Below are 6,904 nucleotides of genomic sequence, written 5' to 3'. Positions count from 1 at the left end.
AACGTAGGGTGGGCAATGCCCACCTAATTAGGTAATCTGAAAAAATTGGCGAAAGTCTTCATCTTTTTGGCTCAGTTGCGCCCATTCTACACCTAAATCTCTGAATTTTTGCACTAAGCGATCGCAAGCCGGTCTTTCTGTGGCATAATGTCCGGCATCGATTAAGATAATACCGCGATCGCGTGCTTCTTGGAATTGGTGAAACTTACAATCAGAAGTCAGGTAAGCTTTAGCTCCCGTCTTCACAACAGCCGAAATAAAACTTGCTCCAGACCCCCCTAAAACCGCCACTTTGTCAATAGTTATATCTAAATTACTTTCAGGTGAAAATATCAGATTCGGAGGAGAAAGTCGAGTTTGAATTTCAGTCAGCAAATCCTTCAAAGTCAGGGATGGTTCCAGATAGCCAACGCGACCGTATCCCAATCCATCTTGACTGGGAGTTATCGGCGTAACTTGCTTTAACTGCAAAATTTGCGCTAACATATCCGCCGTACCATCATTAACTCGATCGAAATTAGTGTGAGCGGTGTAAACCCCAATTTTGTGGGTATAGGCAAGTCTAACCATTTCCGCAATAGGATTCCCACTTTGCAGCGATTTCAGCGGACTAAAAATGAGTGGATGATGAGCAAATATCAAATTTACTGGAATGCCATTATCGCGCAGAGAAATAGCTTCCTGCATCACCGTCAAAGTGGGAGTCAAACAAACTAATACCCGTGCTGGTTCATCCAAAATTACCGGCTCAATTTGCCAACCGCAATTATCCCAACTTTCTTGCCATGATGGGGGAGCCCAATTTTCAAACCACGTAATTAAATCGATAATTTTCATATTTTAAATGCTAATTTTTTGCGAACCGGAAGGACATTCAATTAAACTATTTTCACCTTGAGGAGGTTTTGGTGCTGCTGGAGGTGTGCTGGTGGAGAGATTGCTTTCGCAGATAACTGTAACGGTAGTGACATCGTTGCCCTTTTTAATCGCGAACACAGTACCAGTGTAGCTTTTTAAACCGGATCTTTTCGCTTGTGCAGTTATAATTACGCTTTTGCTTTTATCCGGCTGAGGCACTATTTTATAGCTATAATTGACAGTTTCCGGTCTAATTCCCACTTGTAATTCTTGAAGAGAATTGCTAAAAGTAGGTTTTTCGATTCTAAAAGCTTGCTGGGATCTGAGAATAGCGGCAACATATTGTTTGGCTTCCGCTTGCCTTGCTTTGTTGGCTTGGTTGAGGAAACTAGGCAAAGCTATGGCGGCAATAATGCCTAGTACAATAAAACCCAAACAGCCACAACCTAAACTCGCCATAATCCAAATAAAAATATTTGACGATCGATTTGGTTGTGGAGTTTGTACGAAATCGTTAGAATTGGATGGCTGTGTCATGAAAGCAACCTCAAATATCTCTTAGAAAGAGAGCCGAGAGTGGGGGAGAAAGGGATAAGGGGAAAGGAAGCCAAGACTCTCCAATTCAATTTAACGCTAATTGTTGCTGAGAAGATACCTCTGTCTTAGACTGGAAGGAAGTCGGCTGCGTTGAGCGTGCAAAAACGGGTATTTCAATTACAAATTCCGCACCCTTCCCAGGCTGGGATATACAATTCAATTGACCGCGATGTTTTTCCACAACAATTTGGTAGCAAATCGACAAACCAAGACCTATACCCTGACCTACGGATTTGGTGGTAAAAAATGGGTCGTATAACCGTCGGCGCACTTCTTCTGTCATGCCGGGGCCATTATCGGCAACACTTATTCTCACCCGCTGACCGACAACCTCTGTGCGAATGATAATGGTAGGGTGGGAAGGTGAGAGAGTGTCAACCTTGCTACGTTCTAACTCTTCCAAAGCATCAATTGCATTGGCGAACAGATTCATAAATACTTGATTCAACAGTCCGGGATAGCATTCCACCAGAGGCAAATCGCCGTAAGCTTGAATCACCTGGATAGGCGGGCAACCTTCTGTTGCTTTTAGGCGGTTTTGCAGTAAGCTGAGAGTGCTGTCAATCCCTTCGTGAATATTGACAAATTTCATCTCGGCTTCGTCGTGTCGCGCAAAATTCCGCAAGGATAAAACAATTTCGTGAATGCGCTTAGCTCCCCGCTTCATTGAGGATAACAATTTAGTGATATCGGCTACGAGGAAATCTAAATCGATCGCTGACTCTGCTTCCACAATTTCTGGCGTACTTTGAGGGAAGTTTTGTTGGTAAAGCCGTAACAAGTGGAGCAAGTCTTGCACGTAGCGATTCGCATAATCTAGATTGCAGTAAATAAAACTGACTGGATTGTTAATTTCGTGGGCGATACCGGCGACCAATTGCCCCAAGCTAGACATTTTTTCTTTTTGAATTAGTTGCGCTTGGGTGCTGTGCAGTTCGTGCAAAGCTTCCTCCAGCTGCTTGGCTTGCTCTTTCAAGTGTGCTTTTGATTGGCGCAATGCCACTTCAGTACGCTTGCGAACGTCGATTTCCTGTCTCAAAAGGGCATTAGCTTGAGTTAGCTCAGCCGTTCGTTCTTCCACTCGTTTTTCTAATTCGTCGTTCGCCTGTTGGAGCGCCTCTTGCGCTAGCTTGCGTTCGGTGATGTCTCGCGTCACCTTGGCAAAACCCCGCAGCTGTCCATCTTTCCCTCGCAAAGCTGTGACGACGGCATTAGCCAAAAATCGCGACCCGTCCTTACGCACGCGCCAACCTTCGTCTTCATACCTGCCTTCCGCTTGAGCCACTCTTAATTCTTGTTCGGGTTTGCCTTGTTTTATATCTTCGCTGAGATAAAAGCAAGAGAAATGCTTGCCGATGATTTCCTCTGCCCGATATCTTTTCAACCGTTCGGCTCCAGGGTTCCAGCTGATGACGTGCCCTTGGGGGTCTAACATATATATGGCATAGTCTTTGACGCTTTCAACTAACAAGCGGTAACGTTCTTCGGTTTCCTGCAAAGCTTGTTTTTCCTGTTTGCTCGCAGTGATATCCCTAGCGACAAGGTAAATTAATTGTTCCTCCTGAGATAGGGTGGCGTTCCACAACAGCCATTTGTAGGAGCCGTCTTTGCACCGACAGCGATTTTCAAAGGAAACAGTCTCTGTTATATTTTCGAGCTTCTCAAATTGTGCCAGGGTAAATTCCCGGTCTTGGGGATGAACAAATTCCAGCAACGGTAGGGAAAGAAATTCTTTGGTTGTAAAGCCGAGCGTTTTTTCGGACATTGGGTTCAGTTGTTTGATGTAGCCGTCTAAACCCACGACGAAAAGCATATCTAGGGAGAGAGCGAAAAACTTGTCAGAGGCGCACCGTAAGTTCTGCTCTGCTTTGAGCGATCGGTTTTCCACGATCGCGCTTTCTTTACCTTCCGTTGCCATTGTTGTATCCACCTGGTTTGGTTGTATCCACTCTTCGTATGCTTATGTTTTTATAAATCCAGAGAAAAACCAAAGTTTTTAAACAGGATTTAATTTTTTCAACGATCGATTGACAGGAGAGGATAAGCTCCCCTGCACCCTTACCCGCTGCACCCCCGATTAAATGCGTCAGCTGTATTAAGAAATTCTGTATTTTTACAGCTAGTTTAAACTTTAATATTTATTTTCTTATTTAGCAATATTTATTAATAAAAATTATAATCGTGATGTTTTAGGTTTAGGGTGCGATCGCCATAGCCCTTTTTCAAGCCGAGAGATACTTACGTATTATTACTGAGCCTAAAACCAAAATTACTTATTTATACGGATAAGATGAGCCACCAAAATGCCTGTAACCCCTACTCTGCTTGGGGCAACCCAGGCCCTTGCAAGTTTTGTCAACAAATTCGCGAGAGTCCCCAGCCTCAACGCAGTAGGGTGGGGAGGGGGCCATTAGTTTGGAGGATTTAACCGGAATCAGGGAACGCACCAACCAAAAGCCAAGAAGCAAAGATGATAAGCGTCTTGGCAATAGTTGGGCGTTCTATCAGTTACGGCAATTCCTAACTTATAAGGCGATAAAAGAAGGCGTGAAAATTGTATTTGTTGACCCCAGATACACTAGCCAGATGTGCCATAACTGCTTTCGCATTCACCCAATTCAGGGTAAATCTTATCGAGACGGAAAGCGGTTTAAATGTGGACATTGCAGATGGTCTGGGGATGCAGATTATAACGGAAGTTGCAACATCGCAATTCTTGGTAAGGTGACTATAAACTCGCCTGGTGGCACGGGTCTTTCTTGTTCTTTGAACAGGGATGATTCAGGGCTTCTGAAAACCCACTGCTCAACGCAGTCACAGTGGGTAGTTTATAAATTGCTATTCCTGATGATGATGTGAGATTTAGAGTCAAACAAGATAGTATTTTGTTGCTGTAACCTACTAAGCAGGCGGGTAATCGTCACGCGGGTGGTGCAGCAAGCATTTGCAAAGTCTTCGTGAGTGAGGCGAACTCTCAGACGAGTTCCTTCGGTGACTGGTTCGCCAAATTCCTGTTTCAACAGCAGCAGAAAATAGTACAAGCGGTCTTTGACTCGTCTCTGTCCGGAAATGGCTAAAAGAGATTCTGTCTGCTGCAGCCGATGGTTAATTTTAGATAAAAGTGTCTGAGCGAGTTTTGGGGAGGTGGCTATTTCTGTCAAGGAAACAGACACTAATCGAACTTCCTTCGATAAGGCTGTGGCTTGGTAAGCGTGCAGGGAGGTTAAGCTGGAACCAAAAGGCATTTCTTCGCCTGCCAATCCTACTAATACTTCTTGGCCGGTTTCGCTCAAGGTAGTCAGTTTCACCAAGCCGTGACATACTAGCCAAATAGTTTGGGAATTGAGGGGAATAACTTCACCTTTAGCATAAACTTGAGCGGGACGATCGCAGCTCGGATGCAGATCGAAAAGATCGATCGCCTGTAGACTCCGCTTCTGTGCTGAGATATCTCGCAGCATCCAACGCAGGGCGATCGGTCTGCCTTCCGCATCCAAGACGGGAGCTATTTTCACAGACGCATCAAACTGCTCACCCCCACGAGCTTGCATTCGCACTTCCAATTCTTGCACCCGGTCTTTTTGCTGAATTCGGTTTAATTCCGAACGAAAAACCCAACGTTCTGACTCAGTGATAAAAACTATCAGGGGTTTGCCAATCAAGAACTTTTGTGTCAGGTTCAGCATTGAGCAGGCGGCGCGGTTGGCTTCTCGGATTTTCCCTTGTGCATCAGTCACTATGTAAGCATCCGGAGCGAACTCAAACAGATCCATGTAGCGCTGGCGTTCTATTTCTACCTGGGATCTGACTTCCATCAACTCTTCATTTTGCTGGTACAGTTCCTCTGCTGCTATTTGTAGTGCTTCCGAGGCCGTACCCAGTTCTTTAAAAGCTTTTGGCAGCAAGTCCGGTTGCGGGGCAGGGGTGGCGTTAGCTCCTTCGTAGAGCTGGTATAAGCGACCGTGAATTGCTTCTATCTGCTTGGCAAATAAATCTACGTTCATATGCAAGTTTTTAAACTCTCCCTGATAAACAAAAGGTACAGGGATTTTTTATTTTTACATACTAACTAAAGAAAGATATTTTGATTATTTTTGATTACCCAGTCATTATTCTTTGGTCGTCAGGTATTTATTTTTCGGTGTATACCTCTGTAGGGGGTAGGCGGAAACCTAATAAACGATGCTCTTTTCTGCCTTTTTTCTTTATCGTGGCATTCAACCAACTCTATGACCGAGCGCGAATAAATGATTGCGTTTATATGTATATTTTTATTTTATAGCATATTTTTATAAATTCAAATATTAAAAAAATCTATACTATTAAAGCACATCAATTAAATTTGCCATAATTAAATTTAAGCCAAAATTTATTTTATCTATCTTTAGATAGATGTTAATCCTACCCAAAAAATATATCGTTTACATTTTGTAGATAAAAATTATTTGGGAGATTACGCAACTCTTCTCAAGAAAAGCGAGTTGCTGTTAGAATTAACTTGGCTTGTTGCACTATATGGTGCGGATCGACCTAGAATATAGGTTGACAACTCAATTAGTTCAATAATGGCTATATGAATAACTAAGAATATCGAAGGATAAAAAAGTTAAATTCTTCCTTTGCTTATTTTTTCCCGCTCGTCTAGTGCTTCTTTCTACAGGCAGAGGATTAGGCAAACTCAGCAGGTTTAGTCTGTAGAAGTATAGTTAGTTAAAAAAGCTAGTAACGCGAGGACAAATACTATGACGGAGAAAAGCAAGCGCGGATTTGCTTCTATGGACAAAGACAAGCAACGCGAAATCGCCAGTAAGGGAGGACAAGCCGCACATCAAAAGGGAACCGCTCACGAGTTTACACCCGAAGAAGCTAGAGAAGCCGGTCGCAAAGGCGGTCAAGCGGTCAGTAAAGATCGCGAACATATGGCTGAAATTGGTCGCGAAGGCGGAAAACACAGCCACAAAAATCAAAAAGACAAGACCGATTCGGAGTGATGCGGTATCAAATGCGATCTTATCTGAGGGGCGGTGAGGCGAAGACGAATACCTTGCAGCAATAGGACTGTAAATTATAACGAAAAATTTGCTAAGTTCAAACCTTGATAGCTTGAGCAGCAGCGATCGAATAAGATGATTAGTGCAGCGCGACAAGAATTTCCCTTCGGTGCCTATGGCAGGGTACATCTATGCAGGAGGCAAGAGGAAGAAGAATTAAACTGGGGGGTTACTTGTATCATACTGCATTAGTCATGCCCTGCCAGAAAAGACAGCCCCGATGTGAAAGACGGGGTTGTTTTTTTTAGGCGATCGCTGTATTAGCAAACACAGACTAACTTAACATCGGGACTATACTTACGAAAGAAGTGGGGGGTAAACAATAAAGATTATTTTATTTAGTAAGGACAGCAATCGGACTAAAGATGATTTACCTGGTAGTTTCTCCGCCAAAAAGA

At 43.6% G+C, this 6,904-nt stretch carries 6 protein-coding genes; 2 read left to right on the top strand and 4 right to left on the bottom strand.

Annotation, left to right across the window (positions count from 1 at the left end):
- Positions 1–27 precede the first annotated feature (27 nt).
- From H6S82_RS13195 to H6S82_RS13185, 3 genes are all read right to left on the bottom strand, one after another.
- On the bottom strand, positions 28–837 hold the full coding sequence (locus H6S82_RS13195) for a Nif3-like dinuclear metal center hexameric protein (protein ID WP_190464440.1): 810 nt from the start codon (positions 835–837) through the stop codon (positions 28–30).
- A 3-nt stretch (positions 838–840) separates the two neighbouring features.
- Complete coding sequence (locus H6S82_RS13190) at positions 841–1,395, bottom strand: type IV pilin-like G/H family protein (RefSeq protein WP_190464441.1); 555 nt, start codon at positions 1,393–1,395, stop codon at positions 841–843.
- Between the two features lie 85 nt (positions 1,396–1,480).
- Positions 1,481–3,373 (bottom strand): PAS domain S-box protein, encoded by a 1,893-nt coding sequence (locus tag H6S82_RS13185; RefSeq protein ID WP_190464442.1) that lies wholly within the window; start codon positions 3,371–3,373, stop codon positions 1,481–1,483.
- A 497-nt stretch (positions 3,374–3,870) separates the two neighbouring features.
- Between H6S82_RS13185 and H6S82_RS33475 the strand changes: the two genes are divergently transcribed.
- Positions 3,871–4,314: a zinc ribbon domain-containing protein gene (locus H6S82_RS33475; protein ID WP_190464443.1), complete on the top strand. Its 444-nt coding sequence runs from the start codon at positions 3,871–3,873 to the stop codon at positions 4,312–4,314.
- On the opposite strand, the gene H6S82_RS13175 is transcribed toward H6S82_RS33475, so the two are convergent.
- On the bottom strand, positions 4,284–5,459 hold the full coding sequence (locus H6S82_RS13175; protein ID WP_190464444.1) for a PAS domain S-box protein: 1,176 nt from the start codon (positions 5,457–5,459) through the stop codon (positions 4,284–4,286). The two genes, H6S82_RS33475 and H6S82_RS13175, sit on opposite strands and share 31 nt — an antisense overlap.
- 738 nt (positions 5,460–6,197) lie before the next feature.
- Between H6S82_RS13175 and H6S82_RS13170 the strand changes: the two genes are divergently transcribed.
- Entirely contained in the window at positions 6,198–6,446 is a 249-nt protein-coding gene (locus tag H6S82_RS13170) for a KGG domain-containing protein (RefSeq protein WP_190464445.1), read from the top strand.
- Positions 6,447–6,904: the final 458 nt, after the last annotated feature.

The sequence above is a fragment of the Planktothrix sp. FACHB-1355 genome, assembly GCF_014748295.1.
Taxonomy (GTDB): Bacteria; Cyanobacteriota; Cyanobacteriia; order Cyanobacteriales; family Aerosakkonemataceae; genus Aerosakkonema; species Aerosakkonema funiforme_A.
The sequence above is the reverse complement of the archived record's forward strand: the minus strand, read 5'-3'. Positions and strand labels throughout refer to the sequence as shown.